Consider the following 24,510-nt stretch of genomic DNA (forward strand, 5'->3'; position numbering starts at 1 on the left):
CCCAGCACCCTCGCGCGAGGGTGCTGGGCCGCCGTCAGGTAGCAGTGGGGTGGGCGGTCAGGCCTTGACGAGGGCTCCGTCGATCCAGACCTGGGTGATGTCGGCCGGGGTGCCGAGGGCGAAGATCTTCGCCAGCGCATCCTCGTCGGAGGCCGCATGGGTCAGGCCCACGTCGAGCGGCTGACCTTCGGTCGGACGCAGATAGGCGGCGTCGAAGCGCTTGCCGACCGACAGATCGCCGACCTCGTCGAGTTCGAGCGCCTCGGCGCCGGCGGCGGTGGCCAGGTGCAGCAGGTGGGCCCCGGAGAGCGGGACTCCCCCGGCGGGATCGAGCTGCTGCATGAAGTAGGCCTGCGCCCCCTCCTTGAGCAGGGAGAATCCGGTTCCCGCACCGACGTCGGAGCCCAACGCCACGCGCACGCCCGCCTCGATGTGTCTGCGCAGCGGGAAGAATCCGCTGGCCAGGGCCGAGTTCGAGGTCGGGCAGTGCGCCGCGGCGGCTCCCGCTTCGGCCATCCGCGCGAGCTCTCGGCCCCCGGGGTGGACATTGTGGGCGAGGATCGTGCGCCGGCCCAGCAGCCCGGCCCGGTCGTAGGTGTCGAGGTAGTCCTGGGACTCGGGGTGGAGCTCGGCGACGCCGGCGATCTCGTCGCGGTTCTCGTTCAGGTGCGAGGTGACCCAGATGCCCGGGTTCTCGGCCACGAGCTGCCCGCCCGCGGCGAGCAGCTCAGGTCCCGCGGAGAAGGAGAAGCGCGGGGTCACGGCATAGCGCAGCCGCCCCACGCCGTGCCAGCGGTCGATGAGCGCCTGGCCTTCGGCGTGCGAGCGCTCCACGTTCGTCAGCAGCGCCTCCGGGAGGTTGACGTCGCTGGTGACGAGGCCGGAGGTCACGCGCAGCCCCACCTCGGCGGCGCGGGAGAAGAGGACGTCCATGGCGGTCGCGAAGTGGGAGCCGAAGACCATCGCCGAGGTGGTCCCCGCCGAGGTCAGTCCGGTGAGGAATTCGCCGGCCACGGCCCGGGCGTAGGTCTCCTCGGCCAGCTTCGCCTCCTCGGGCAGGGCACTGTGGTCGAGCCATTCGAGCAGGGGTTTGCCGAGATGCCCGATCGCCCTGACCTGCGGGTAGTGGACATGGGTGTCGACGAGGCCGGGAATGAGGACTCCCGCGCGCAGGTCGACGACCTCGGCCTCGGGATGGGCCGCCGTCGCGGAGGCGAAGTCGGTGCGGTCGGTGATGAGACCGTCGTCGACGACGAGGGCGACATCTGACTCCGCGCGCAGCTCACCGCCGGTGAAGGGACTCTCGGGGGTGTCGAACACGCGGGCGCGGTAGATGATCATGGTGATGCTCCTGTTTGCAGTGAAATTCGTGGCTGGGCTGCTCAGCCCATGGTGGAGATGAGTTTGGCGGCGACGCTGAGCGCGATCGTGGCCGGGCTCTTGCCCGTGAGTTCGGGCAGGCCGATGGGGCAGTCGATTGTGTCGACGAGAGCGGGTTCGTGGCCGTCGGCGATGAGGTTCTTCCGGAAGCGCTGCCATTTGGCGCTCGAGCCGATGAGTCCGATCGAGCCGAGGTCTCCCCGCCGCAGGGCCGCATCGCACAGATGCAGGTCCTCGGCATGGTCGTGGGTCATGATGAGCACGTGGGTGCCGGCCGGCAGTCCCACGAGCACCTCTTCGCCGACCATGGAGAAGGACCTCGCGATGTTCGCCACGCCGGCCTCGAGGCGGTCGAGTTCGGCGAGGAGCTCGGGCCGGGAATCGGACAGGTGGAGGTCGATGTCGTGGCGGCTGAGTATCCGCGCGAGTTCGAGCCCGATATTGCCGACGCCGAAGATCGCCACCGCTGCGGGCACCGGCAGGGGTTCGAGCAGCAGGTTGACCTCTCCCCCGCAGCATTGGCGGCCGTACTTCGCCGGAGCCTTGTCGTTGAGTCGCAGGGTCAGCATCTCCGGGGCCCGAGCCTCGGCATCGAGTAATTCGCGGGCGCGGGTGAGGGCCGTCATCTCGAGATTGCCTCCGCCGATGGTTCCATGCAGCCCATCGGCGGTGACGATCATCTTCGCTCCGGCCTCACGCGGGGCGTGCCCGCGCACGGAGGCAAGAGTGACGAGGACGGCCGGCACCCGAGCCCCGCGGAGCTCGGCTGCGGTGTCCATCCAGGTCATGACGGTACTCGTTCGCCTTCCCGGTGGTCGGCTGTCGCGGGCGAGGCGGCACGCACCGACTCGATCGCCCAGAACACCTGCTCCGGGGTCGCAGGTGAGGCCAGCTCCACGCCGGCTCCGCCCGGCCCGAAGGCGGCGACGGCCTCCCGCAGGGCTTCGCGCACGGAGAAGGCGAGCATCAGCGGGGGCTCACCGACGGCCTTGGACCCGTAGACGGCTCCCTCTTCGTGGGCTTTGTCCAGCAGCGAGACGTTGAAGACCTCCGGTGCTTCGGAGAAGCTCGGGATCTTATACGTGCTCGCCGCCTGGGTGGCCAGGCGTCCGCGACTGGGCCGGTCGGAGTCATCCCAGCGCAGATCCTCCAGGGTCAGCCAGCCGGCACCCTGGACGAAGCCGCCCTCGATCTGGCCGAGGTCGATGAGCGGGGACAGCGAGTCTCCGACGTCGTGGACGATGTCGACCCGACGCAGCGAGTAGGAGCCGTCGAAGCGGCTGACCTCGACCTCGGAGGCCGCCACCCCGTAGGCGAAGTACTTGAAGGGCTCCCCGGTCATCGTCGACAGGTCCCAGTGCAGTCCCTCGGTCCGATAGAACCCGGAGGCCGAGAGCTGGATCCGCTGGAAGTACGCGGTGTTGATCAGCTCTTCCCAGGTCACGGTCTTCTTCGACGACAGCGCGGAGACGATCCCGCGGTTGACGCTGACCTCGTGTGCCGGGGCCCCGAGCAGACCGGCCGCGACCTGCCGCAGGCGGCCGAGGATCTGCTCGCAGGCGTCCTTGACAGCGCCGCCGTTGAGGTCGGAGCCGGAGCTCGCCGCCGTCGCCGAGGTGTTGGGGACCTTGTCCGTGCGGGTGGGCGCGAGCCGCACCGTCGACAGGGGCACCCCGAGGGTGGTGGCCGCGACCTGCAGCATCTTCATGTGCAGGCCCTGGCCCATCTCGGTCCCGCCGTGGGTGATGAGGACGGATCCGTCCTTGTACACGAGCACGAGCGCCCCGCCCTGGTTGAAGGCGGTGAGGTTGAAGGAGATCCCGAACTTCACCGGGGTCAGCGCCAGGGCGCGTTTGACGTCGGGGCTGCCGGCGTTGAACTCGGCGATCTCGGCTTCCCGGGCCGCCACCTCGGCGTCGGTGAGGACCTGGTCCCAGGCCGCACCCATCCGCTCGGGATGGCGCACCGGCTGATAGTAGGGCGTGTCCTGACCCGCGGAGTAGAAGTTGCGGCGGCGCAGCTCGCGGGCGCTGAGCCCCAGTTTCGGAGCGACCCGACCGAGGATGTCCTCCATGACGAGCATGCCCTGCGGTCCGCCGAATCCGCGGAAGGCCGTCTGCGAGGTCTTGTTGCACTTGGCGATGCGGCCGTGGACGCGGATGTTGGGCACCCAGTAGGCGTTGTCGATGTGACACATCGCGCGGGTGAGCACGGGCTCGGACAGGTCGAGGCTCCAGCCGCCGTCGGCGGTCAGGGTCGCATCGAGGGCGAGGATCTTCCCCTCCTCGGTGAACCCGATCTTCCACGTCGAATGAAAGCCGTGGCGCTTGCCGGTCATGGTGATGTCGAGGGTCCGGTTGAGCCGCAGCCGCACCGGTCGACCGGTCAGCTTCGCGCCGAGGGCGGCGAGCGCGGCATAGCCGTGGGGCTGCATCTCCTTGCCGCCGAATCCGCCGCCCATCCGCAGGCACTGCACGGTCACCTCGTGGGCGGGCACCCCGAGGACATGGGAGACGATGTCCTGGGTCTCGGTCGGATGCTGGGTCGAACATTGGATGAAGATCTGGTCGTTCTCGTCGACGTGGGCCAGGGAGGCCTGCGTCTCGAGGTAGAAGTGCTCCTGCCCGGCGAACTCGAATTCGCCTTCGAAGACGTGAGCGGCATCGGCGAAGGCATCGTCGACCTGCCCCTTGTCGATGACCGGTTGGACGCCGTGGAAGCTGTTCGCTGCGATCGCCTCGGGCACGGTGACCAGGGAGGGCAGCTCTTCGGTTGCGACGACGACGGCGGCGGCTCCGGCCTTCGCGGCCTCGAGGTCCTCACCGAGCACCCAGGCGATGGGCTGGCCGAAGAACATGATCTCGTCGACAGGCAGCATCGGCTCATCGTGCTTGACGCCCTGGTCGTTGACGCCGGGGATGTCCGCGGCGGTGATCACCCGGACGACGCCGGGCACCGCGTAGGCGGGGTCGACGTCGATCGCCTCCAGCTTCGCATGCGCCTGGGTCGACTGCACGGGGAAGGCATGGAGGACGCCGGTGAGACGACCGACGAGGTCATCGGTGTAGAGGGCCTTGCCGGTGACATGGCCGAAGGCGCTTTCGTGGTGGTGGCTCTCGCCGACGATCGGGTCGACGGGGCGTTGGGAGAGCTGGCTCATCGCGTGGCCTCCTGGTTCATCGCGCCGAGCTGCTCGGCGAAGAAGCGTTCCAGGGAGGACCGCAGCATCGCGGTCCGATACTTGGCACTGGCCCGGTGGTCGTCCATCGGGGTGCCTTCGGCGGCGAGGGTCTCGGCCGCGGCGTGCACGGTCTCGAGCGTCCAGGGCCGCCCCTCGAGCATCGCCTCGGTGGCGCGTGCCCGCAGGGGGGTGGCCGCGACCCCTCCGAGGCCGATCCGCGCCTTGGCTACGGTTCCGTCCACGACGTCCACGGCGTAGCCGATGGCGACCGAGGAGATGTCGTCGAAGCGGCGTTTGGCGATCTTCTGGAAGGAGGTCAGAGGGGCCAGGGGCAGCGGGATGCGGATCGCTGAGATGAGCTCACCCGCTTCGCGCACCGTCTGCCGGTAGCCGGTGAAGTAGTCGGCCAGTTCGACCGTGCGACTCCCCCGCGCCGAGGTGAGCACGAGCTCGGCCTCGAGCGCGAGCAGAGCCGGCGGGGTGTCCCCGATCGGTGAGCCCGTGCCGAGGTTGCCCCCGATGGTCGCGGCGTTGCGGATGAGGCGGGAGGCGAACTGCGGGAACAGCTTGCCCAGCAGCGGGATCGACCCGCCGAGTTCGCGTTCGAGTTCGCTCAGGGTGCTCGCGGCGCCGAGTTCGATGTGCTCGTCGGTGCGGGTGATGCCGCGCAGTTCGGGCAGCCGGTCGAGCGCGAGCAGGGATTTGGCGCGGGCGCCTTTGATGTTGACCTCGACGCCCCAGTCGGTGGTCCCGGCCACGGGGACGACCTCGGGTTCGGCGGCGAGGATCTCGCCCGCCTCGGCGAGGGTGGCGGGACGACGGTACCGTCCCATTTGACCGGTCGCGGTGTCGGCGCGGTGGATGTCCGTGGTCGCCGAGGCGGGGGCGGGTCGGTCTCGACGCTGGGCGAGCACGTCGCCGGGTTCGGGCTGGCCGAGGGCGTAGGCGGCATCGCGGATCGGGCGGTAGCCGGTGCAGCGGCAGAGATTGCCGGACAGGGAGTGGATGTCGAAGCCGTTGGGACCGCAGTGCTCGCCCGGGTCGACGGCGTCGCCGGCGCGTTCGGGGCGGTAGTATTCGGCGGCCATGGAGGAGATGAATCCGGGGGTGCAGTATCCGCATTGGGAGCCGCCGCGCACTGCCATCTCCTCTTGGACGGGATGGATGTGTTCGTCGGCGGCGAGGCCTTCGGCGGTGACGACCTCCTGACCGTCGAGTGCGGCGGCCGGCAGCAGGCACGAGTTGACCGAGGTCCAGCGTGTGGAGTCCTCGGTGTCGGGGCGGGCGACGAGAATCGCGCAGGCCCCGCATTCGCCTTCGGCACAGCCTTCCTTGGAGCCGGTCAGGCCCTGCCCGCGGAGAAAGTCAAGGGCGTTGGTGTGAGGCGGGCCGTGGAATTCATGGGCCCGTCCGTTCACAGAGATCTCGGCGGTGGCCCGTTGTGTTGTCGGTGCGGACATTGCACTTACCTCCTGCGCCTCGTCGATGTGGCGCACAGTGCATGGTTGGAGCAGTTGCTTCGTTCTTCGTACTTCTGGTTATCCATGCGAACAGCAGCGAAGAACGTGGTGTCGGCTCGGGATCGGTTCGGATCCGGCATCGACTGTGCAGCTACTCAGTCGCCGTGGGCGATCCGGCCCTTTCCCCAAGCTGTGATCTCAGACATATTCGTCATGCTCCCAAGATAGCCGAAATCGGTCCGCGAACGAAGTAGAGGATGAATCCGGCGGAGACGACCCACAGCAGCCAGTGGACGTCCTTGCCGCGGCGGCTCATCGAGTGGATGAGGGTCCAGGTGATGAATCCGACGCCGATGCCGTTGGCGATCGAGTACGTCAGCGGCATCGTCACCATCGTCAGGAACACCGGCAGGGAGGTGCGGAAATCGCTGAGATCGATCTCGCGGATCTCGGCGACCATCATCGCGCCGACGACCACGAGGGCGGCGGCACCGGCCTCCATCGGAATGACGGCGATGAGCGGGGCGAAGAACATCGAGAGCAGGAACAGGATGCCGGTGACGATGGCCGCCAGCCCCGTTCTCGCACCCTCCGCGATGCCCGCTGCGGAGTCGACGAAGACCGTGTTCGACGACGCCGAGGCGCCACCGCCGGCCACGGCCCCCAGGCCTTCGACGATGAAGGCGCCGCGGATGCGGGGGAACATTCCGTCGGAGGTCTGCAGACCCGCGTTGCGGGCCAGGCCGGTCATCGCACCCATCGCGTCGAAGAAGTTCGTGAACACGAGGGTGAACACGAGCATCGTCGCGGCCAGGACGCCGATGCGCTCGAAGGAGCCGACGAGGTCGAAGGCGCCGATGAGCGAGAAGTCGGGCACGGCCACGAGCTGGCTGGGGATCTCGGGAGCCGAGAGGTTCCAGCCCTTCGGATCCGGGCTGACCGGGTCGCCGACCGTGCCGAGCTTCGTGATGGCCTGCACGATGATCGCGGCGATAGTAGCCACGATGATGCCGATGAGGATGGCGCCGGGGACCTTCCGGGACACGAGCACACCGATGAGGATGAGCGCGAAGAGGAAGATCACCGTCGGCAGGGAGGCGATCGAGCCGTCCTGGCCCAGCTGGACGGGCGGGCCGGACGGGGTGCGGGTGACGAATCCGGAGTTGACGAATCCGATGAATGCGATGAACAGGCCGATGCCGACCGTGATCGCGATCTTCAGCGCGTGCGGAACCGCGTGGAAGATAGCCGTGCGGATGCCGGTGGCGCCGAGCACGACGATGATGATGCCGTTGATCACCACGAGGCCCATCGCCTCGGCCCAGGTGACTTCCTGGACGACGGCGACGGCGAGGAAGCTGTTCATGCCGAGTCCGGCGGCGAGGCCGAAGGGCAGTCGGGCGACGACGCCGAAGAGGATCGTGATGGTACCGGCGACGAGGCCGGTGACCGCCGTCAGCTGGGCGAAGTCGAGGGCGCCGCCGACGACGTCCTGCGAGCCTCCGAGGATGAGCGGATTGAGCACGACGATGTAGGCCATCGCCACGAAGGCCACGAGGCCGCCGCGGATCTCCTGTTTGATCGTCGAGCCGCGACGAGTGATCTCGAAGAACCGGTCGAGCACGCCGTGGCCGCCCGTCTCCTCCGAGGCGGGACTCTTCTCCCGCTGTTGATTGTTGTCAGCCATTTTCATGGACCACCTCAGGTTGTTCGATTTGATCGGTCGGGAACATCGTCGTTCCGACCCCGCGCCTTGAACCTGCGCAATGAAATTCGACCGATCTCCGCAGCGCAATCCTCCCACACGGGGATGATTTCGCTATACGGAAAAAGGTTTCTGATTTCATCAGCACAGTTTCGCCGCTCCGTGCGAACGTGTCAAACATCACAATCGATCAAAACTTTTCATGTTCGTTCACTAGCTATCATTCACACAGTCATCTAGAGTGTCCGACTGTGGTGCACGACACCACCGAAGGACCATTCACCGAAGAAGTTGGAGTTACCCGTGGAAGACATCCGCCTGGACGCCCAGTGGGTCGATTATCTGCTGATCGCGATCTACTTCGCCTTCGTCCTCGGCATCGGCTGGTTCGCCAAACGCGGGATCTCGTCGAGCATCGAATTCCTGCTGTCCGGACGGAGCCTTCCCGCCTGGGTCACCGGTCTCGCCTTCGTCTCGGCCAACCTCGGCGCCGTCGAGATCATGGGCATGTCGGCCACGGGCGCCCAGTACGGCATGCCGACGATGCACTACTTCTGGATCGGTGCGATCCCGGCGATGCTCTTCCTCGGCGTGGTGATGATGCCCTTCTACTACGGGTCGAAGGTCAGATCCGTCCCGGAATTCATGCGCAAGCGCTTCGGCACAGGGGCCCACCTGGTCAACGCCCTGTCCTTCGCCATCGCGCAGATCCTCATCGCCGGCGTCAACCTGTTCCTGCTCGGCACGATCGTCAACCGGCTGCTCGGCTGGCCACTGTGGGTGGCACTCATCGTGGCCGCGGCGATCGTCCTGTCCTACATCACCCTCGGCGGTCTGAGCGCCGCGATCTACAACGAGGTCCTTCAGTTCTTCGTCATCGTCGCCGCACTGCTGCCACTGACGCTCATCGGCCTCCACCGCGTGGGCGGCTGGGACGGACTCGTCGAGCGGGTCAGCGGGGACGGGATGCTCGGTGCAGAGCAGCTCAACAGCTGGCCCGGTCAGCAGCTCTCCGGATTCGACAACCCCGTGCTCTCCGTCGTCGGCATCGTCTTCGGCCTCGGCTTCGTGCTCTCCTTCGGCTACTGGACGACGAACTTCGTCGAGGTGCAGCGAGCGATGGCCTCGAAGAGCATCAACGCCGCCCGCCTGACCCCGATCATCGGCGCCTTCCCGAAGATGTTCATCCCCTTCATCGTCGTCATTCCCGGCATGATCGCCGCCGTGCTGGTCTCCCAGCTCTCCGAGTTCAAGCAGATCTCGAGCACCGCCGGCGAGGCGGCCGCGCAGGCTCAGACGGGCGTGAACTACAACGACGCCCTCCTTCTGCTCATGCGCGAAGTCCTGCCCAACGGTCTCCTCGGCATCGCGATCGCCGGCCTGCTCGCGGCCTTCATGGCGGGCATGGCCGCCAACATCTCCGCGTTCAACACCGTCTTCAGCTACGACCTGTGGCAGCAGTACGTGGTCAAGGACCGCCCGGACGACTACTACCTCAAGGTCGGCCGCTTCGCCACGGTCGGCGCCTGCATCGTCGCAATCTTCACCGCGCTCATCGCCGGGAACTTCTCCAACCTCATGGACTACCTGCAGACGCTGTTCGGTTTCTTCAACGCGCCGCTGTTCGCGACCTTCATCCTCGGCATGTTCTGGAAGCGGATGTCCGCGACCGCCGGTTGGGTCGGCCTCGTCGGCGGAACCCTGTCCGCGGTCATCGTCTTCATCCTCGCCGAGACCGGAGTCCTCGACCTGCCGGGCCAGGGCGCGGCGTTCCTCGCCGCCAGCACCGCCTTCGTCGTCGACATCGTGCTCTCGGTCATCGTCACCTTCATGACCACGCCGAAGCCGGCCGCCGAGCTGCGCGGCCTCGTGTACTCGGAGACGCCGAAAACCGACTTCGATGATCCAAACGAACCGAAGCCCCCGATCTGGAAGCGCCCGGCCCCGGTGGCCGGCGTGGCGCTGATCATGGTCATCATCCTCAACGTGGTCTTCAGCTGAAGGAGCAACCGAGAACAATGAGCAGAAGCAACGAACTCACCAAGACCGCCGGCGCCTTCGACATCCGCAATGTCATCGGGGTGCTGCTGGGCATCTTCGGCATCATCCTGACCATCGCCGGCATCATCGGCCTGTCCCCCGACGAGGCGGAGCGGACCGGAGGCATCGATGCGAACCTGTGGACGGGGATCGGCTTGGTCGTCGCGGCGCTCGTCTTCCTCGTGTGGGCCCGCCTGCGCCCGATCCGCATCGTCGATGACGCCGCGGCCTCAGGCTCCGTCGGCAGCAGCGGAAGCGGAAGCGGAAGCGGCAGCGGCAGCGGCGCTGAGGCGGACTGACCGCCGCTGCTGACGTCCGGCGTCAGTCAACACTTAGCTCGAAAACATCGTCTCGTGCGACGTTGTTGTCGAGCTAAGTGTTGATCGACAGTACTGAGCACCGAGCAAAGGCGACATTTTCGGAATTCGCGTTGATCGAGCGCTTCCCTGACCGGTTCGATGTTGTGATCCTCCGGACGATAGAGAAAGCCCCGGAACTCTTGATTCATCAAGGATTCCGGGGCTTTTTCGCTGGCGGTGGCGGTGGGATTTGAACCCACGGTACGGGGTTACCGTACACAACATTTCGAGTGTTGCACCTTCGGCCGCTCGGACACGCCACCGCCGACAACTGTACAGTCTGGCGCACTCGGCGGCCAAATCGCTCAGGGGTGAGCTGAGCCACTCCCGACCGCTCCCCTCCGCTGCTGCCCACGCCCGGTTCGAGCCCGTGGCCGACCCCTTTCTCTGGACCGAAATGCCGACCAGACGCCGACGCCGAACAAGGCGATCGGAATGAGAGTGAAAGCGATCGCCACCTCCGGGACCCACAGCCAGAGGTAACGGGCGGGAACCTCGAGCAGGGCCGGGAGCAGCCACCACCCACACAAGCCGACGCCGAGCGACCCCACCAGCCAGAATGCCGCACGGACTCGACCTCCTCGCAGCCGAATGCCGAGCCCGACCACCACGAGTACGACTACCGCGACACCGAGGAGGATCAGCAGCCCCACCGGCGAGCTCCCGAAGTCCCCGCCGTCGCCCTCGTTCCCTCGGACCTCCTCGAACAGGCCCTCGGTGATGCCGAGAAGCTGTTCCTCATGCAGCAGCCCCGAGGCATTCATCGTCACCACCACAGCGACCTGCCGCTCACGATCAATATGGACGGCGCTGAAATAGCCGGGAACCGTGCCGGTATGCCAGACGACTCCGTCGCCCCGCACGCGCCACCCGAGTCCCATCGATCCTCCCCCGCCGGAATCGACCGGCTCTTCGATCATCTCGTCGATGCCGCCGGCGCCCCCCTCCCCGAAGGAGTCCTGGACGAAGCCGGCCAGAGCCCCGACCGACCCGCCCTGATAGCCGTAGCCCAGACCGGCGCCATCGCGCGGAGTCCGCCACGACAGCGCTCGGTTCCCCACGAACCGCGCACCCGGACTCACGTCATCGAGTTCTCCCACACCGGGGAAGAGCCTCGACTCCACTTCGGCCAGACCTTCGCCTTCCACCTCCTCGATGACGGCTTGGACGAAGACGAACCCCACACTGCTGTACGAATACGCACCGCCCGGATCACCGACGAGCTCAAGATCCTCCATCGCCGCAATGACGTCGCTCGCACGTCTTCCGGGGGCGTCGACGTCGAGGAATTCGGCACCGAAGGGCAATCCGCTCGTGTGAGTGAGAAGCTGCCGAATGGTGACCGACCGCAATCTAGGGTCCGTCGCCGGCATCTCCTGCAGATACTCCGACACCGGATCATCGAGCGCGAGGCGGCCCTCCTCGACCAGCCTCATCACCACCGTCGCGGCTATCGGCTTCGACACGGACCCCCAGAGCATCGCGGCATCGGGCTCGAGTGCCTCTCCCGCGGCATCCTCACCGACCGCGCGCACATCCACAGACTCGGGCGTCACCACGGCGACGGTCGCCCCCGGCACCCCCGCCTCGTCTATCGCCTCCGCCAGATCCCCTTCGATCCGGTCACAGGCCGCCTGAGCCCCGGGTTCGCCGTTGCGCAGCTCGGCAACCGCCGGCGCCGCCCACAGCTGGCCGGCAGCTACGACCGCCAGGGCCGCAGTGAGGATTCGACGGAGCGCGCTCGAAGATTCCCGTATATCCATACGGTTATTAAACCATATGCTGATACGGTAATGCCGTGCCACGAACCTCAGACCACGCCCAGCGACGCGAGCAGATCGTCGACGCCGTCCTGCGCACCGCCACGGAGTCCGGACTCGGTGCCGTCACGATCGCCCGCGTGGCCTCCACCGCGCAGGTCTCGGTCGGACTCGTCCAGCACTACTTCGACTCCAAGGACGCACTTCTGCGATCCTCCTACGAGGCCTGCCTCGACCGAATCGGCGCACGAGTCGAAGCCCTGGTCGAGCAGGGGGAACATGCGAGACTGCCGATCCGTGACATGATCGCCGCAGGCCTCGCCCAGCTCCTCCCCCTCGACGCGGAACGAGAGGCCGAGTGCCGCCTCCGTCAGGAGTTCCTCGGCATGGCGGCGCGAAACCCGCAGCTCACTACGACAGCGCGAGACCGCGAAGCCGAACTCGTCCACCAGGTGGAGACCGCTGTCACCAACGGAAAGGAATGCGGGGAGGTCGCGCCCGATCGCGATGCCGCCGCCTCCGCACGAGCGATTCTCGCTCTCTGCCACGGGATCATGGTCCGCTCCGCTCTCGGGATGACACCCGACCCGGCCCCGCTCGAGGCCGCGATCGACTCGGTCTTCGACGGGGACTGCTCGAGGAGCGTCTCCTCCGAGCGATCCGGCTAGCCGCGCTTGGCCGCGAAGAACTCGCCCAGCAGCGCACGGCATTCATCCGCGCGCACCCCGGAGACGACCTCCGGGTGGTGGAGGGCCGCGCGGTCGCGCAGCAGATCCCAGACCGAACCGGCCGCCCCGGCCTTCTCATCGAAGGCCCCATAGACGACCCGGGCGACCCGGGCTCCGACGATGGCCCCGGCGCACATCGCACAGGGCTCAAGGGTGACCACGAGGGTCGCGTCCTCGAGCCGCCAACGGCCGAGCGCCTCGGCGGCGGACCGCAGCGCGATGAGCTCGGCATGGCCGACGGGATCCCGATCGACCTCACGGCGATTGTGACCGCGCCCGATCACCCGCCCCGCGGCATCGAGGACCACGGCTCCGACGGGAACGTCGTCATGCGCGGGGGCCAGGACCGCCTCGGCGAGGGCGAGGTCCATCCAGGTCTGCTCGTTCAGCGGGCCGCCTCGAGCTGATCGGCGAAGCCGACGGCTTCACCGACATGGGCGACGACGCGCGCCGGGTCGGAGCGGTAGGACTCGACCTGGTCGATGAGGGTTGCGGCAGTGACCCCGCGGTCGGCGTAGATATCGGCATCACCGCCCCATTCGGCGTCGGGATCGAATTCGAGCATCTCGACCTCGTCGTCATCCTCCTCGTCATCGTCCTGGCCGTCCTCGTCCTCGTCGATCCCGAATTCCTCCTCGGGTTCGGACTCGTAGGCATCGGGCTGGGAGTCGAGGAAGTCGGAGAAGATATCGGCGAAGGGACTGAGCTCGACCGCCCTGAGGTCGGAAAGGAAGACCTTGACCTCATTGTCGGCGCACAGTCGGACGAGGCCGAACCACTCGTCCTCGTGTTCGATCACGGCCACGGCCTCCCCGTCCTCGGAGCCAGACGAGCGCATCATGTCGACGAGGCTGTCGAGGTCGGAGGCGTCCCGGACGTCGACATCGAGGGCACGGAAGCCGTCGGCGGATTCGGCAAGGATCTCAGTGAAGTACGACATGCCTCCATTGTGAACTCTCCCCCGGTCGTTGACCACAGTTGGACACGCGAAGTCGGAAACTTCTCCCGTACCATTTGGGTATGCGACTTCACGTAGCCGATCACCCGCTCATCGCCCACAAACTCAGCGTCCTGCGCGATCGCGACACCGACTCCGCCCGCTTCCGCCAGCTCACCGAAGAGCTCGTGATGCTCTTGGCCTATGAGGCCACACGCTCGGTCGCCGTCGAGGACAAGGAGGTCACGACCCCGGTCTCGACTTTCACCGGCACCACCCTGGCCGAACCCCGCCCGATCGTCGTCCCGATCCTGCGCGCCGGCCTGGGCATGCTCGACGGGATGCTGCGCATCCTCCCCACAGCCGAGGTGGGCTTCCTCGGCATGGTCCGCGATGAGGAGACGTTCCAACCCAGCGCCTATGCCGATCGCCTGCCCGATGATCTGCGCGGTCGTCAGATCTTCGTCGTCGACCCGATGCTGGCCACGGGCGGCACCCTGGCCATGGCCATCGACTTCCTGCTCGCGCGCGGTGCCCGCGACGTCACCGCCGTCTGCCTCGTCTCCGCCCCCGAGGGCGTCCAGCGCATCGAGGCCGACTACGGGGACTCGGCCGACGTCGAGATCTACACCGCCGCCCTCGACGAGAAGCTCAATGAGAAGGGCTACATCGTTCCGGGCCTCGGCGATGCCGGGGACCGCATGTACGGAATCGTGGACTAGAGGCTCACCGACCAGAAGCTCACCAGGGACGCGGCACCTCGGCGTGTGACGTCATATTTCGTCACAGTCGTCTCATTTTCGCGTCCATCATTGCAGTTCGACTTTTGTGTGACGAATAATGAAGCCATGACTTCTTCGACTCACTCGCTGCGAATGCGCATGGCACAGATGTGTATGCCCTGCGTTCGTGGCCGGTGATCGCCCTCCCGCTGTTCGGCCTCGAACGAGTACACGCCCATTCCGCAGCGGACTCTTCCAGTCACATCGGCCTCGAAGGTCGGAGCAAAGGACAGTCATGTCGAACCCAGAACCCGCGTACGTTCACCCCCGCAGTGCAGTCGCCGTCCGTCGCGCAGGAGCTCGCTTGAGCGCAGTCGATCCGCAGAATCCCCCGCATACCTACGGTCCCGCCGGTGTGGTCCCCTCACCGAAGGCCGCCCGCGGCATCATCGTCTACATCGGACTCGATGAGTCCAAGGCCGCCGCCGACGGCACCAATCTCTCGGCGATCGCCGGGGAACTCCAGGCCTATGCGAAGGAACTCGCCAGTCAGGCCGAGACCCAGGCCGTCATCGCCCTGGCCCCCGAAGGCCGCGGCAGCGACATCGATGCCGTCCGGGCCGTCGCCACCGGCTCCCCCGCCGCCACCGGAACACCGGCAGGAACACACGGCCCTGTGCGTTCGCGCATTCCCAACCGCATCCACCCTCCTGCACTCCGCGAAGAGGGCGAAGCGGCCGGCGCTCAGCGCGCCGGTGGCGGGCCCACGGGGGCCTTCGGCTCCCGTCTGGGTGAGAGCTTCCAGGGAACTGCGACCGAACGCCTGCGCATCGACATCCCTCGTCGCGAGGTCCGCATCGACGGCGAGCTCGTCGATGTGACGACGAAGGAGTTTGACCTGCTCGCCACCCTCGTCTCCCACGCCGACACCACCCTGCCGCGCGAAGACCTCATCGACGCCGTCTGGTCCGGAGGCGAAGTCCCCGATGAGCGGACCGTCGACGTGCACATCCGACGTCTGCGCCGCCGCCTCGGCGAATACGCTTCGGTGGTGCGCACAATGAGGGGATCGGGCTACCGCTACGACACCCACCCGGACGTCACCGTGTGGAGTGCCACCGCCCATCGCTGAGCCGGACCGCCTCGGCGAATCCGGGGTGTGAGGCGCATCGCAGGCCCCACCCAGCCCGGAGCCAGACTTCACGGTTAAGATTCTTAATCGATGAACCAGGCATATCCGCGCGCCCGACGAGCGCACAGTCCCGCGAAGGGAATCACCGCACTGATCTTCGGGATCCTCTATGCGGCATTCCTCCTGCTCCACGACCTGCTGCCCAACAGAATGGGCATCGCACTCCTCGTTGAGTCGATCCTGCCGTGGACCGGAGTATTCCTCGCCCTCGTGCTGCTCATGCTCCTCTTCCGGTTCTCGATCCTCTCGCTCATCGGCTTCCTCGTCCCCACGGTCGTCTGGGCCGCGATGTTCGGCGGCGCACTGCTGCCCTCGAGCGACGAATCCGATCCGGACCTCACGGTCGCCACCCACAATGTCGGCGCCCGCATGCCCGAGCCCACCGCCGCGGCGAAGAACCTCGTGGCCGCGGACCCGGACATCGTCACGATCCAAGAGCTCGAGTCCCTGTCGGGAAAGATCATCCACAAGGAGCTCGACAGCTCCTTCGAGCATTCGCAGGTCGTCGATACGATCGGCGTCTGGTCGAAGTGGCCGATCTCGAACGCCGAGGAGGTCGATCTGGGGCTGCAGTGGCCACGTGCCTTCGCCGCCACCATCTCAACCGACCACGGCGACATCCGGTTCTATGCCGTGCACATGCCCTCGGTGCGCCCCGGGCATGAGGCGATGCGCAATGCGGCGATCCGCCGCCTGGCCACGGAGGTCTCCACCGACGAAGCCGACCACGTCATCGTCGCCGGTGACTTCAACACCGCGTCGACCGATTCCAACATGTCCGCCCTGGTGCCCCCGCTCGAGGATTCGCGTGCAGAGGCCCACGGAGGCTTCGGCTACACCTGGCCGGCACGATTCCCGGTCACCCGGCTCGACCACATCCTCTACCGCGGCTTCGACGCCACCTCCGACGAGGTGCTCAACCGCGGATCGAGCGACCATCGTGCTGTCATCGCCGGCCTCGACCTGAAGTAGTCTTCAGTTCGTGCACGCATCTCAGCTCGTGCTCGCGTCTCAGCTCGTGCACTGACCCGTCGGCTGCGGGGTGTTGGTGTTCGCTCCGGCTTCCAGCTCATCGGCGATCTCGGCGCGGGTGAGCGCATAGCCGGTCTCGCCGTCTGTGGCCGAACGCGCGAAGACCATGCCGACGACATCGCCGTTCGCGTCGATGAGCGGGCCGCCCGAATTGCCCTCCCGAACGATTCCGCGCAGCGAGTAGACCTCGCGCACTACAGAATTCTCGTCATAGATATCGAGGCCGCGGGCATCGATCTTGTCCCGCACTCGCGAGGGTGAGATTGTGTAGGGGCCGTTGGCGGGGAATCCGACGACCACGGAGTCGTCGCCGGTGGCCAGCCCATCACCGAAGTCCAGGGCAGGGGCACTGAGCTCCGGAACTCGCAGCACGGCCACGTCGGCCTGCTCGTCGAATTCGACCACCTCGGCGGCGTAGGGCCTGCCCTTGCCTCCGACCTGCACGGCGAGTTCGGTGGATCCGGCGACCACATGGGCGTTCGTGGCCACGAGGCCGTCACGGTAGACGAAGCCCGACCCCTCGGATCCGGCCGGGCAGGTAGTGGCGGTGGTCGTGATCTTGACGACCGAGTCCTCGACCTTGCGGCCGACATCGACCATCGCCGAATCCGGTTCGCCGACTCCCCGGATCTGCTCCGTCTGACCGGAGAACACCTGCGGGAACCCCGTCGCCTTGAGTCCCTGGGAGATATCGCCGAGGGCGAGCTGCGAGGAATACGGGATCGTCCGGTCGACGGCGGCGATGATCGTCGAGTCGGCGACCCACCGGTTCGGTTCGACCCAGGGCGTGGTGCGGATGAACCCGGCGGCCAGCCAGATGACGAGGACGCAGACGATGCCCCCGGTGACGGTTCCGCCGATCGCGTCGATGCCCTGCCCGAGCTCGGAGTCCATCGACTTCTTGATCCACGCGCCGATGCCGCTGCCGGCGAAGGCGAAGAGCACGCTGAGGACCAGCGGCATCGACGCCAGCAGCATCACCACACCGGGGTTGTCCATCGCGGAGGTGCCCTCGCTCAGGGATTCCACCAGCGGCGAGAGCAGCCGTCCCAGGATCCATCCGACGACGAAGCCTGCGGCGGTGCCGAGGCCGGTGATGAATCCCTGCCGGAATCCGGTGAAGAGCGCGGCGATTCCGACGAGGACGATGATGATGTCGACGAGCATGGTGGCGGCTATCCGGCCGTTCGTCTCGAGGCGGCGAGCAGACGGTCGCGGGCGGAGGAGAACTTCTTCAGCTGGAAGCGCTCGAGCGCGCGTTCGGTCTCCCCGCCGAGGCCGGCCAGCAGCCGCATGCGGGTGGTCGAGAGCTCACCCGAGGTGCGGATCATCGTGCGCATCTCCTGCTTGCCACCGGGGAAGGAATCCGCCCATTGACGGCCGAACTTCCGGCCCTTCCAGGTGCCGAGCATGTCGACCTCGGCATGGGTGAGCCATCCGGTGTTCGCATAGTCGCCGAGCATGTTCAGAGTATGCAGCCGCTCGCTGCGGCGCAGAATCAGGCCGAGTGTGACCCAGCAGCCGGTGAGAATGAAGCTGAGTACGATGAGGCCCGCGATCTGGGCAAACGGATGGATCTGTCCGAGCCCGGTCATTGTGCCGTTCCAGACTCCGTGCAGAATCATGCCGACGATCAGTCCCGGGAACCACATGAGGACGACGGCCCACCACGGCCATTTGCGGGCGGCGAGACCGATCGTCACACCGGCACAGGTGGAGAATGTGGTGTGCAGGAGAGGCGAACCGATGCAGCGCATTGCGAAGGTCAGGAACAGTCCTCCCAGCTGTCCGCTGTCCCAGGCCTGTGCGAGATAGAGGACGTTCTCTGTAAAGGCGAAGCCGGCACCGATGAGCGCCCCGTAGACGAGCCCGTCGAGGGGGCCTTCGAAGTGCCGTCTGGCGGCGAGGACGATGACGACGAGGAGGACGGTCTTCGTCGTCTCCTCGACGATCGGGGCTTGGATGACGGCGCCGACCGTACTGGGCATCCCGCCGACTCCGATCATATAGAGCGCGACCTCACCGACCAATGAGACGAACAGGGTGAGGATGACCGCGGCGACGGCGCCCCAGAGCAGACAGATGCCGAGCAGGAGCTTCGGCTGGGGTTTCCACCGGTCGAGCCAGAGGACGTAGGCGATGATTCCGATCAGTGGGATCGCGGAGAGTCCGATCAGGGCGAAGAGTCGCACGCCGAAGGCGATCCCGCCGATCAGGGCGAGGAGCAGAAGCCCGCCGACCAGGGCGACGAGCACGACGATGGCAAGGACGAGGCGGATGATATTGCCGGTCGAATCCGGAGCTTCCTCGACCGGCTGGGACTGGCGCACGGCCCCGGTCCACGGCGTCTCGGTGACCATCTGCTGGGGAGCCTGGACGCCGGCCCGGGTCCGCATCTCCTGGGTGACCGTGGGAGCGAAGCGCGGCTGAGCGTACACGCGCGGCTGCATCGGCGGGGCGTACAACTGCGGCTGGGCGGGCACCTGCGGTTGACCATACATCTGTGGTCCGCCGGGCATCGGCTGGCCCTGCATCGGTTGGCCCTGCAACGGAGGTTGTCCGGGGCCGTTCCCCATTCCCCCGCCGAGGTGGTTCTGCGCAGCCGTCCCCGGCTGAGGGATCGGGCGCTGGGGCTGCTGGGTTCCCGGACCGGGCCCCTGTTGCGGCCGCGGACGGAACCGATCGTTGCTCGGCTGCTGCGGCGGAATCGGCTGTTGATGCGGGGGCATTCCCTGTTGGGGCGGGCGTTGCATCGGCGGCTGCTGGGACGGCATTCCCGACTGCTGCGGTGGTCCCTGCGGCCGGACCTGCTGAGGTGGTCCCTGCTGCGGTCCGGGCTGCGGTACTCCCGACTGCTGGCCGTTGGGCTGCCTCGTGTCCGCGACTTTCGGAGGCTGCGCGCGGTGGGGTCCGGGGTTGTTCGGACCCTGCGAGCCAGGGCCGTTCTGTGCCGACATAGAGCTATCGTCCTTCTTTGTGGGGAATGACCGCAGTGCCAAGTTTACGGTCGAACGCTGACATCCCGCGCAGAATGATGTATCTGTCCAGCAACAGTTGAGTACTTCGAAAACTCACTCGCGCTCGATTCCCTGTGGACAACCCGCCGACTCAGCGGCCACCTCGGCGGGCAGATTTGGATCGTCGAAACCCGGGTCCAAAACGAACCGCGCTCGCACTGCTCTCACCTCGTCTTTCGTCAAGGACCGTGCGCCGACTTCGCTCCACAGCTCCGACGCGCTGCATTTCGACTCGCGTGCGATTTCCTGTGGACGGCGACAGGTGAATTCACAGGCACATTTTCGACCCTGGTCAGACTCACCCGGCCCAGCGTGAAATCGTGCCATGACTACTCACAGACGAATCGCGCTCCGCTCAGCCCTCCTCCTCATCGTCGTGGCTCTGGCCTCGCTCATCGGTCTCGGCCCGGCTATGGCCGCGGGACCGCCGGCGGCACTCGGCGAGGTCCCGATGCTCAAGTCCTCGGACACGTACGGTCCGGGAATCTGGCACCATGCCAAGGAAGGCAAGACCTGGTACGGCGCCTACCGGACGTTCAAGGACCGGCCCGCATACTGCATCGATGCGGGCAAGCAGTCGCCGCTGCCGAAGTACTTCACGAACGCGAAATCGACGGCGGTCACAAGTCCGGAGACCGCATGGGCGCTGCACACCCACTCCGGGTCGAAGTCCGATGACGTCCAAGCTGCGCTGAGCGCGCTGGCCAGGCTCGACAAGAAGGTCCCCCACGATCACACCGTTCCCGCGGAGAAGCCGAGCGATCTCGGCAAGAAGTTCGCCGGAGCGGCGAAGGAGTACTCTCGGATCTCAGCCGAGGCGAAGAAGTTCGCCGGGCCCTATTCTCTCGATGTCGCCCTCGAACCGGTGCTCGACCTGCCCGTGCTTGAACCCTATGACCAGGCGCAGAAGTCCGCCCCGGTGCCCGATCCTTCTCCTGGCCCCGGTGATGGTGACTTCGCGAAAGTCGAGGACCCCGGATCCGATGACGATTCGACATTGCGCATTCCCCGCACCGGGGAAGTGACAATGACGGTGACTCTCACCAGCGCCTCCGGTGCCCGAGTCCCCGACGTCCCGATCGGTCTGAAGATCAGCGGGGTCGAGGATGCCCCGAAGTCCCTGACCACCGGAACGAAGGCCACGGTGAAGAGGCTCAAGCTCACGGAACCGGGAACGGTCAGTGTGAAGGCGTCCGCGCAGGTGGCACCGGAGTCGGTGCTCCTCTACAAGCCGAACACATCGAAGCGGGTCCAACGGGTGATCACTCCGGACAAGCCCGACGCTCTCGAGGCGAAGGCTTCGGTGGACATGACCTCACAGCCGCGGGTGACCACCGAGATCTCGAACCAGAAACCTCAGCCCGGGGAATCGGTGACCGATGAGTTCACGGTCTCCGGTCTCATCGGCGACCACAAAGTCACCGTCGAACACGAGCTGTGGCAGACCGCGTCGAAACCCGAGCTGGGCAAGAAGAACGACGACGCCCGCGTCATCGGCTCGGTGACCTCGAAGAACATCGGCAACGGCACGCATACCTCCGAGGCGATCACTGTGCCCGATGACTTCCGCGGATGGATGTACTTCACGGAGACCATCACCGGAGACAAGGCGACGAAGGAGTGGAAGGGCGTCCACGGCCAGCCCCGGGAGACCGGATTCACCCCGTGGACGCCGAGTGCCGACACCGAGGCGGTCTACGAAGGCAGCACCACCCACGACGAGGTGCGGGTGTCGGGCCTGCGACCCGGGGCCGAAGCCGTGATCACCGTGACCGCCTACCACGTCGAGGAGGAGCCGAAGCAGTCCGCGGAGCCCTCGGGTGAGGAACTGTCGAGCCAGGACGTCACCGTCGTCGCCGACCAGGAAGGCACCGCGGAGATCGCGACCGAACCGGTGGAGATGCCGGTCGGCTGGGTCACCTACGTGACCTCGATCGCCGAAAGCGACGTGCACACGGCCTGGACGAGCGAGTGGGGCATCCCCGCCGAGACCGTGCATCGTCCGCCGGAGGAGAAGCCGAGCACGCCGCCGGCCCCGCCCGAAGAGCCGAGTGCACCGCCCGAGCAACCGAGCACACCGCCTGCCCCGCCGGAGCAGCCCAGCGCCCCACCGGCTCCTCCGGAACAGCCCGAGACCCCGCCGGTCGCACCCGTCGCCGAGGCGCCTGAGGCTCCCGCTCCCCCGGCCGAGCTGCCGCGGACCGGAGCCACCGGCAACGGGATGCTCATCGGAGCCGGCATCGTCCTCGTCGGTCTCGGCACCACGGTGCTGCTGATCACCGGTCGACGCCGCGGCGAAGAGTGATCCTCAGTCGTGCACCCAGGTCTGCGCCCACGCCCGGGCCCCGTTCATCATCAGTCCGACATCGGCGCCGACGAGGACGAACGAGGCTCCAGCATCGAGGTACTTCCGTGCCTGTTCAGGGTCGAAGGCGTTGACACCGACAGGCTTGCCGGCGGCCCTGACCGCCTCGAAGGTGGCCAGCACCGCCTCGGTGACCTCAGGATGGGTCTGCTGACCGAGCAGACCCATCGAGGCGGCCAGGTCCGAGGGACCGACGAACACGGCATCGATCCCGTCGACCGCAGCGATCTCAGCGGCATTCTCGACGGCGGTAGCCGACTCGATCTGCACTGTCAGGGACACGAGTTCCTCGGCCCGACCGAGATAGTTCTCCACGGCGTTCCACCGCGAAGCCCTGGACAGAGCCGATCCGACCCCGCGCACACCCCGCGGTGGGTAGCGCACGGCACGCACGGCCGCCTCGGCGTCGGCTTTCGTGTCGACCATCGGCACGAGCAGATTCTGTGCGCCGAGGTCGAGGTGCTGTTTGATGAGCACCTGGTCGTTGACGGGCACCCGGACCACAGGAGTCGCCGGGTAGCCATTCATCGCCCGGAGCAGGCTCGTCGTGGTCTCGAGACCGATCGGCGAGTGCTCGGCGTCGATGAGGACCCATTGCATCCCCGAGGATGCGGCGATCTCCGCGGCCACGGGCGATCCGGAACACACCCACATTCCGGTCAGGTACTCCTCCGCGCCCAACTCAGCCACCCGGTCGGTGAAGGTCTGCGGCAGGTCTACTCGAAACGGCATGTGATGACTCCCAACTCTCCGTAGTCGGCGTGGACGGTGTCTCCCGGGCTCACCCACATGGGTCGGGTGAACGATCCGGCCAGGACGGTCTCCCCTGCCTGCAGCACGTCGCCGTGTTCGGCGAGTTTGTTCGCCAGCCAGACGATGCCGCGGGCCGGATGGTCGAGCACGGCGGCGGCCAGCCCCGAGTCCTCGACGGACTCATTGCGGTAGAGCAGCGCCCCGACCCGGCGCAGGTCGAGAGCATCCACGGCCACGGGACGACCGCCGAGGACCATCGCCCCCAGGGCCGCATTGTCCGAGATCGTATCGACGATGGTCCGACCCTCCATTTCGATCCGCGAGGACAGCACCTCGAGCGCGGGCACCACGTATTCGGTGGCCCGCAGAACGTCGAAGAGGCTGACGTCGGGCCCGCGCAGCTCGTCCTTGAGCACAAAGGCGAGCTCGACCTCGACCCGAACACCCGAATACCGGGAGTGGTCGATGACCGAACCGGTGTCATAGACCTGGTCGGCGAAGATCGTCCCGTAGTCGGGTTCGGTGATGCCGGTGGCCTGCTGCATCGGCTTCGAGGTCAGGCCGATCTTGTGTCCGAAGAGTCGGCGGCCGGCCGCCTCACCTCGCCGGCGCCATTCGTTCTGCACGGCGTAGGAGTCCTCGACGGTCATCTCGGGGTACTTCGCGGTGAGCAGGCCGATCTTCGACCGGTTCTTCTCCGCGGTCGCCAGATCGTCGGCGATCGCTGCGATCGTTGTCTCATCGAGCATGTCTGCTCCTCCTCAGAGCTGGTGACCCAGCTTGAACTCGTCTTCGCCGTCGTCGGCACCCGAGTGCTCGCCGAACCGGCTGGAGGCATCCTCGCGCCGGGTGTAGGAGAACCCGTCGGCGCCGATCGTGACATCCATTTCGGAGGTGTCGGTGCGGGTGACGATCGGCACCGGGTTGCCGTCGAGGTCGAGGACGGTGGAGGCGTCGGTGTACCAGGAGGGCACGACCGGGTTGCCCCACCAGTCGCGGCGCTGATTGTCGTGGACGTCCCAGGTTACGCGCGGGTTGTCCGGGTCGCCGGTGTAGTAGTCCTGGGTGTAGACCTCGATCCGGTGGCCGTCGGGGTCGCGCAGGTAGAGGTAGAAGGCGTTCGAGACGCCGTGCCGTCCGGGCCCGCGTTCGATCGTGTCGGAGAGGCGCAGTGCGCCGAGCTTGTCGCAGATGGCGAGGATGTTGTGCTTCTCGTGCGTGGCGAAGGCGACATGGTGCATGCGCGGTCCGTCCCCGCCGGTCATCGCCGTATCGTGGACGGTCGGTTTGCGGCGCATCCAGGCGGCGTAGACGGTGCCTTCGGCATCTTGGATGTCCTCGGTGACGCGGAAGCCGAGGTTCTCCATGTAGTCCACGGCCTTCGGCACGTCAGGGGTGACCTGGTTGAAGTGATCGAGACGCACAAGTGCGCCCGGCGAGTAGAGGTCGTAGCGCCAGGCGAGACGTTCGACGTGCTCGACCTCGTAGAAGAACTCGTAGGGGAAGCCGAGCGGATCCTGGACGCGCACCGAGTCGCCGATGCCGCGCACGAACCCGTCCTTCTTCCGCACGACCGGGCAGCCGAGCTCGCGGTAGTAGGCTTCCGCACGGTCGACGTCCTCGGGAGTGCGCACCCGGTAGGCGAATGTGGCCGCCGCGGCCACGGGCCCCTGCCGCAGCACGAGGTTGTGGTGGATGAACTCCTCCATCGACCGCAGGTAGACGGTGGACTCGTCCTCCTCGGTGACCTGCAGGTCGAGCACATCGACGTAGAAGTCACGCGACTTCTTCAGGTCCGTGACGACGAGTTCCATATAGGCGCAGCGCAGAACGTCCGGAGCCGGGACGGAGGGAGTTGGGATTGTCTGAGTCATGGGTG

The 24,510-nt window shown here is 66.8% G+C and carries 20 protein-coding genes and 1 tRNA gene; 7 read left to right on the top strand and 14 right to left on the bottom strand.

Annotated elements, in window-relative coordinates; genetic code table 11:
* Positions 1–57: 57 nt before the first annotated feature.
* The 5 genes from guaD to CV023_RS16195 form a co-directional block, all read right to left on the bottom strand.
* Positions 58–1,341 carry a guanine deaminase gene (gene guaD / locus CV023_RS16175; RefSeq protein WP_230747760.1) on the bottom strand — a complete coding sequence of 428 codons (1,284 nt, stop codon included), beginning with the start codon at positions 1,339–1,341 and terminating at the stop codon, positions 58–60.
* A gap of 41 nt (positions 1,342–1,382) precedes the next feature.
* A complete protein-coding gene (gene xdhC / locus CV023_RS16180; protein ID WP_230747762.1) occupies positions 1,383–2,168 on the bottom strand; it encodes a xanthine dehydrogenase accessory protein XdhC in 786 nt (261 codons plus the stop codon).
* Positions 2,165–4,540, bottom strand: a complete 2,376-nt coding sequence (xdhB, locus tag CV023_RS16185; RefSeq protein ID WP_230747765.1) for a xanthine dehydrogenase molybdopterin binding subunit — start codon at positions 4,538–4,540, stop codon at positions 2,165–2,167. The genes xdhC and xdhB overlap by 4 nt, the downstream gene beginning before the upstream one ends.
* The gene (locus CV023_RS16190) at positions 4,537–6,021 is read right to left on the bottom strand and encodes a xanthine dehydrogenase small subunit (protein WP_230747768.1); all 1,485 of its coding nucleotides are present in this window, start codon (positions 6,019–6,021) and stop codon (positions 4,537–4,539) included. The genes xdhB and CV023_RS16190 overlap by 4 nt, the downstream gene beginning before the upstream one ends.
* 211 nt (positions 6,022–6,232) lie before the next feature.
* Positions 6,233–7,708 carry an NCS2 family permease gene (locus CV023_RS16195; RefSeq protein WP_230747770.1) on the bottom strand — a complete coding sequence of 492 codons (1,476 nt, stop codon included), beginning with the start codon at positions 7,706–7,708 and terminating at the stop codon, positions 6,233–6,235.
* 321 nt (positions 7,709–8,029) lie between these two features.
* On the opposite strand from CV023_RS16195, the gene CV023_RS16200 reads away from it, so the two are divergent.
* On the top strand, positions 8,030–9,727 hold the full coding sequence (locus CV023_RS16200; protein ID WP_230747772.1) for a sodium:solute symporter family protein: 1,698 nt from the start codon (positions 8,030–8,032) through the stop codon (positions 9,725–9,727).
* 17 nt (positions 9,728–9,744) lie between these two features.
* Positions 9,745–10,065, top strand: a complete 321-nt coding sequence (locus CV023_RS16205; protein WP_230747774.1) for a hypothetical protein — start codon at positions 9,745–9,747, stop codon at positions 10,063–10,065.
* 232 nt (positions 10,066–10,297) lie between these two features.
* On the opposite strand, the gene CV023_RS16210 is transcribed toward CV023_RS16205, so the two are convergent.
* Both CV023_RS16210 and CV023_RS16215 read right to left on the bottom strand, forming a co-directional pair.
* Positions 10,298–10,388 (bottom strand) — tRNA-Ser (locus CV023_RS16210).
* A 42-nt stretch (positions 10,389–10,430) separates the two neighbouring features.
* The gene (locus CV023_RS16215) at positions 10,431–11,888 is read right to left on the bottom strand and encodes a serine hydrolase domain-containing protein (RefSeq protein WP_230747775.1); all 1,458 of its coding nucleotides are present in this window, start codon (positions 11,886–11,888) and stop codon (positions 10,431–10,433) included.
* 35 nt (positions 11,889–11,923) lie between these two features.
* Here CV023_RS16215 and CV023_RS19055 point away from each other — a divergent pair, with 35 nt between their 5' ends.
* The gene (locus tag CV023_RS19055; RefSeq protein ID WP_230747777.1) at positions 11,924–12,553 is read left to right on the top strand and encodes a TetR/AcrR family transcriptional regulator; all 630 of its coding nucleotides are present in this window, start codon (positions 11,924–11,926) and stop codon (positions 12,551–12,553) included.
* On the opposite strand, the gene CV023_RS16225 is transcribed toward CV023_RS19055, so the two are convergent.
* Both CV023_RS16225 and CV023_RS16230 read right to left on the bottom strand, forming a co-directional pair.
* Positions 12,550–12,984 carry a nucleoside deaminase gene (locus tag CV023_RS16225; RefSeq protein ID WP_230747780.1) on the bottom strand — a complete coding sequence of 145 codons (435 nt, stop codon included), beginning with the start codon at positions 12,982–12,984 and terminating at the stop codon, positions 12,550–12,552. The genes CV023_RS19055 and CV023_RS16225 overlap by 4 nt on opposite strands.
* A 14-nt stretch (positions 12,985–12,998) precedes the next feature.
* Positions 12,999–13,553: a tRNA adenosine deaminase-associated protein gene (locus tag CV023_RS16230; protein WP_230747781.1), complete on the bottom strand. Its 555-nt coding sequence runs from the start codon at positions 13,551–13,553 to the stop codon at positions 12,999–13,001.
* Positions 13,554–13,633: 80 nt separating this feature from the next.
* On the opposite strand from CV023_RS16230, the gene upp reads away from it, so the two are divergent.
* The 3 genes from upp (at position 13,634) to CV023_RS16245 (ending at position 16,436) form a co-directional block, all read left to right on the top strand.
* A complete protein-coding gene (upp, locus tag CV023_RS16235; protein ID WP_230747784.1) occupies positions 13,634–14,272 on the top strand; it encodes a uracil phosphoribosyltransferase in 639 nt (212 codons plus the stop codon).
* Between the two features lie 364 nt (positions 14,273–14,636).
* Positions 14,637–15,404 (top strand): winged helix-turn-helix transcriptional regulator, encoded by a 768-nt coding sequence (locus CV023_RS16240; RefSeq protein ID WP_230747794.1) that lies wholly within the window; start codon positions 14,637–14,639, stop codon positions 15,402–15,404.
* 90 nt (positions 15,405–15,494) lie between these two features.
* Entirely contained in the window at positions 15,495–16,436 is a 942-nt protein-coding gene (locus CV023_RS16245; protein ID WP_230747799.1) for an endonuclease/exonuclease/phosphatase family protein, read from the top strand.
* A 39-nt stretch (positions 16,437–16,475) separates the two neighbouring features.
* Here the strand turns inward: CV023_RS16245 and CV023_RS16250 are convergent, their stop codons facing one another.
* Both CV023_RS16250 and CV023_RS16255 read right to left on the bottom strand, forming a co-directional pair.
* Positions 16,476–17,663, bottom strand: a complete 1,188-nt coding sequence (locus CV023_RS16250; protein WP_230747806.1) for a MarP family serine protease — start codon at positions 17,661–17,663, stop codon at positions 16,476–16,478.
* An 8-nt stretch (positions 17,664–17,671) separates the two neighbouring features.
* Complete coding sequence (locus tag CV023_RS16255) at positions 17,672–18,997, bottom strand: PrsW family intramembrane metalloprotease (RefSeq protein ID WP_230747808.1); 1,326 nt, start codon at positions 18,995–18,997, stop codon at positions 17,672–17,674.
* An 841-nt stretch (positions 18,998–19,838) separates the two neighbouring features.
* Between CV023_RS16255 and CV023_RS16260 the strand changes: the two genes are divergently transcribed.
* Positions 19,839–21,818, top strand: a complete 1,980-nt coding sequence (locus tag CV023_RS16260) for an LPXTG cell wall anchor domain-containing protein (protein WP_230747810.1) — start codon at positions 19,839–19,841, stop codon at positions 21,816–21,818.
* 3 nt (positions 21,819–21,821) lie between these two features.
* On the opposite strand, the gene CV023_RS16265 is transcribed toward CV023_RS16260, so the two are convergent.
* From CV023_RS16265 to hpaD, 3 genes are read right to left on the bottom strand one after another with little or no spacing between them, the layout of a single operon-like run.
* Positions 21,822–22,610: an HpcH/HpaI aldolase family protein gene (locus tag CV023_RS16265; protein ID WP_230747812.1), complete on the bottom strand. Its 789-nt coding sequence runs from the start codon at positions 22,608–22,610 to the stop codon at positions 21,822–21,824.
* Positions 22,595–23,380: a fumarylacetoacetate hydrolase family protein gene (locus tag CV023_RS16270; RefSeq protein WP_230747817.1), complete on the bottom strand. Its 786-nt coding sequence runs from the start codon at positions 23,378–23,380 to the stop codon at positions 22,595–22,597. Before CV023_RS16270 ends, CV023_RS16265 begins: the two co-directional genes overlap by 16 nt.
* 12 nt (positions 23,381–23,392) lie before the next feature.
* Positions 23,393–24,505 (bottom strand): 3,4-dihydroxyphenylacetate 2,3-dioxygenase, encoded by a 1,113-nt coding sequence (gene hpaD, locus CV023_RS16275; protein ID WP_230747822.1) that lies wholly within the window; start codon positions 24,503–24,505, stop codon positions 23,393–23,395.
* Between the last annotated feature and the right edge of the window lie 5 nt (positions 24,506–24,510).

It is taken from the genome of Brevibacterium sp. CCUG 69071 (assembly GCF_021023135.1).
Taxonomy (GTDB): domain Bacteria; phylum Actinomycetota; class Actinomycetes; order Actinomycetales; family Brevibacteriaceae; genus Brevibacterium.

Coding starts and splice junctions, on each gene's coding strand:
- guaD (WP_230747760.1), bottom strand. CDS start 1,341: ATGATCATCTACCGCGCCCGCGTGTTCGACACCCCCGAGAGTCCCTTC.
- xdhC (WP_230747762.1), bottom strand. CDS start 2,168: ATGACCTGGATGGACACCGCAGCCGAGCTCCGCGGGGCTCGGGTGCCG.
- xdhB (WP_230747765.1), bottom strand. CDS start 4,540: ATGAGCCAGCTCTCCCAACGCCCCGTCGACCCGATCGTCGGCGAGAGC.
- CV023_RS16190 (WP_230747768.1), bottom strand. CDS start 6,021: ATGTCCGCACCGACAACACAACGGGCCACCGCCGAGATCTCTGTGAAC.
- CV023_RS16195 (WP_230747770.1), bottom strand. CDS start 7,708: ATGGCTGACAACAATCAACAGCGGGAGAAGAGTCCCGCCTCGGAGGAG.
- CV023_RS16205 (WP_230747774.1), top strand. CDS start 9,745: ATGAGCAGAAGCAACGAACTCACCAAGACCGCCGGCGCCTTCGACATC.
- CV023_RS16215 (WP_230747775.1), bottom strand. CDS start 11,888: ATGGATATACGGGAATCTTCGAGCGCGCTCCGTCGAATCCTCACTGCG.
- CV023_RS16225 (WP_230747780.1), bottom strand. CDS start 12,984: ATGGACCTCGCCCTCGCCGAGGCGGTCCTGGCCCCCGCGCATGACGAC.
- CV023_RS16230 (WP_230747781.1), bottom strand. CDS start 13,553: ATGTCGTACTTCACTGAGATCCTTGCCGAATCCGCCGACGGCTTCCGT.
- upp (WP_230747784.1), top strand. CDS start 13,634: ATGCGACTTCACGTAGCCGATCACCCGCTCATCGCCCACAAACTCAGC.
- CV023_RS16245 (WP_230747799.1), top strand. CDS start 15,495: ATGAACCAGGCATATCCGCGCGCCCGACGAGCGCACAGTCCCGCGAAG.
- CV023_RS16250 (WP_230747806.1), bottom strand. CDS start 17,663: ATGCTCGTCGACATCATCATCGTCCTCGTCGGAATCGCCGCGCTCTTC.
- CV023_RS16255 (WP_230747808.1), bottom strand. CDS start 18,997: ATGTATGGTCAACCGCAGGTGCCCGCCCAGCCGCAGTTGTACGCCCCG.
- CV023_RS16260 (WP_230747810.1), top strand. CDS start 19,839: ATGACTACTCACAGACGAATCGCGCTCCGCTCAGCCCTCCTCCTCATC.
- CV023_RS16265 (WP_230747812.1), bottom strand. CDS start 22,610: ATGCCGTTTCGAGTAGACCTGCCGCAGACCTTCACCGACCGGGTGGCT.
- CV023_RS16270 (WP_230747817.1), bottom strand. CDS start 23,380: ATGCTCGATGAGACAACGATCGCAGCGATCGCCGACGATCTGGCGACC.
- hpaD (WP_230747822.1), bottom strand. CDS start 24,505: ATGACTCAGACAATCCCAACTCCCTCCGTCCCGGCTCCGGACGTTCTG.